We start from the raw sequence: 2159 nt of genomic DNA on the forward strand, positions 1-2159 counted from the left end.
GCTGCGGGCGGGGCGGCGGGCCTGGTGCCCGGATGTGTTCTAGGGAGGGCCGCGGTGGTGCGGGTTGCCGACGACGACCCTTCACGCGGTGCCGATCGTGTGTCCCCTGCCGAGGTCACCGAGCTCCGCCGTGCGCGAGGTGATCGGCGCCTACAACCGGTGGCTCCGTGCCCGATGACTGGCGGGACCCCCACCCTCACCGCGTCCGCACCCTGAACAGCACCCCCGACAGTCCGATCGCCACCAGCAGCAGGCCCCCGGCCCAGGTCAGGGCGATCCAGGGGGCGTTGCCCGCCGACTGGTTCAGGAGGAGGGCGCGCAGGGACTCGATGGCCGGGGTGATCGGCTGGTGGTCGGCGAATCCGTGGAGCCAGGAGGGCATGGAGTCGACGGGGACGAAGGCGCTGCTCGGGTAGGGCAGGAACGACATCAGGAAGGTGAATCCGCCCGCGGCCTCCGGGGTCTTGGCGAGCAGGCCGATCGCCGCGGACAGCCAGGACAGCGCGACGATGTAGGCGACGAGTACGGCGAGCGCGGTGAGCCAGCCGGTGGGGGTGGCGGTGGGGCGGAAGCCGATCAGGAGGGCCACGCCCAGGACCACCGTGGTGGAGATCAGGTTGCGGGCCGTGCTGGCGGCGACATGGCCGGCCAGGACGGTCGCGCCGCCGATGTCCAGGGAGCGGAAGCGGTCGATGATGCCGCTCTTCATGTCCTCGCTGACGGCCACCGCCGTGCTCGCGGAACCGAAGCCCGCGCACAGGAGCAGGACGCCGGGGACGACGTAGGTGACGTACGAGGAGTGCGGGACGCCGGTGTCGATCGCGCCGCCGAAGAAGTAGACGAAGATCAGCATCAGCATGACGGGCAGCATGAGCGAGGTGATCAGGGCGTCCGTGTTGCGCCGGCTGATGCGCAGCGAACGGCCCGCCATGGTGCCGGCTCGGGCGAGGTTGGCGGTGAGGATTTCAGACATGGGCGGTCCGCGCCTCCTTCGTCGTGGTCAGGGCCATGAAGACGTCGTCGAGCGTGGCGCTGTGCAGGCTGAACCGCTCCACCGCTGTGCCGTCCGGGTCGATCTCGTCCAGCAGCGCGCGGACATGGGCCGCCGAGCCGTCCGTCGGCAGCCCGAGCGTGAGGGTCGCGGGCGCGTGATGCACGGCCCTGCGGGTGAGCCGGAGGTAGCTCGCGCGGTCGGCCAGGACGACGTCGAGGCGGTGTCCCGCGACGCGTGACTTCAGCGAGTCCGCGGTGCCCTCGGCGACCTTCCGGCCGCGGTCCAGGACGGCGATGCGGTCGGCCAGCCGGTCGGCCTCCTCCAGGTACTGGGTGGTGAGCAGGACCGTGGCCCCGTCGGCGGCGAGTTCGCGGACGACCTGCCAGAGTGCCTGACGGCTGCGGGGGTCGAGGCCGGTCGTCGGCTCGTCCAGGAAGAAGACCTCCGGCTGCGGGCTGCCGACCAGACCGGCCGCCAGGTCGAGCCTGCGCCGCATGCCGCCCGAGTAGGTGCGGACCGGGCGGCGGGCGGCGTCGGACAGGCCGAAGCGTTCGAGGAGTCCGGCGGCGCGGCGGCGCGCGTCCGTGGGGGAGCGGCCGGCCAGCCGGGCCATCATGCGCAGGTTCTCCTCGCCGGTCTGGGCCTCGTCCACGGCGGCGTACTGCCCGGTGAGGCTGATCGTGCGGCGTACCCGGCTCCGGTCGGCGACGACGTCGTACCCGGCGATGCGGGCCGTGCCGCTGTCGGCGGTGGTGAGCGTGGCCAGGATGCGTACGGCGGTGGTCTTGCCCGCACCGTTCGGGCCGAGCAGGGCGAAGACGGTGGAGCGGTCGACCCGCAGGTCGATGCCGTCCAGGACGGGTTGCGCGGGTCTTCCGTACGACTTGGTGAGGCCGACGGCCTCGATCATGGCGGATGACGGCATGGACTCCCCCTTATGTGTATGGCATACGCGTTACTGTGTAAGAGTTACGCATAACTAGGATGGGCGTCAAGGGAAGGTGGGTTCAGGTGACGCAGGAGAACGGTTCGCCGGGCGGTACGGGCCTGCCGGCCAGCATCGAGGCCGCCTGGGGGCTGCGGGCGCGCCCGGTGAAGGGGCCCAAGCCCGGGCTGAGCCTGGGACGCATCGTGGACGCGGCAGTGGCGGTGGCGGCGGCCGAGG

Annotated in this window: 2 protein-coding genes and 1 pseudogene; 1 reads left to right on the forward strand and 2 read right to left on the reverse strand. The window is 71.9% G+C overall.

The features are described from left to right. Positions 1-196: 196 nt before the first annotated feature. Together JGS39_RS39210 and JGS39_RS39215 are read right to left on the reverse strand one after the other, a co-directional pair. On the reverse strand, positions 197-973 hold the full coding sequence (locus JGS39_RS39210; RefSeq protein WP_236064066.1) for an ABC transporter permease: 777 nt from the start codon (positions 971-973) through the stop codon (positions 197-199). Continuing rightward, positions 966-1919 (reverse strand): ATP-binding cassette domain-containing protein, encoded by a 954-nt coding sequence (locus tag JGS39_RS39215; protein ID WP_219574537.1) that lies wholly within the window; start codon positions 1917-1919, stop codon positions 966-968. Before JGS39_RS39215 ends, JGS39_RS39210 begins: the two co-directional genes overlap by 8 nt. 59 nt (positions 1920-1978) lie before the next feature. Here JGS39_RS39215 and JGS39_RS41315 point away from each other — a divergent pair. Beyond that, a pseudogene (locus JGS39_RS41315) lies at positions 1979-2159 on the forward strand (TetR/AcrR family transcriptional regulator); the annotation flags it as partial.

Source organism: Streptomyces poriferorum (assembly GCF_019399235.1).
Taxonomy (GTDB): domain Bacteria; phylum Actinomycetota; class Actinomycetes; order Streptomycetales; family Streptomycetaceae; genus Streptomyces; species Streptomyces poriferorum.

Bases quoted from the DNA above. Each gene is read 5' to 3' on its own strand.
- JGS39_RS39215 (WP_219574537.1), bottom strand. From the start codon at position 1,919: ATGCCGTCATCCGCCATGATCGAGGCCGTCGGCCTCACCAAGTCGTAC.
- JGS39_RS39210 (WP_236064066.1), bottom strand. From the start codon at position 973: ATGTCTGAAATCCTCACCGCCAACCTCGCCCGAGCCGGCACCATGGCG.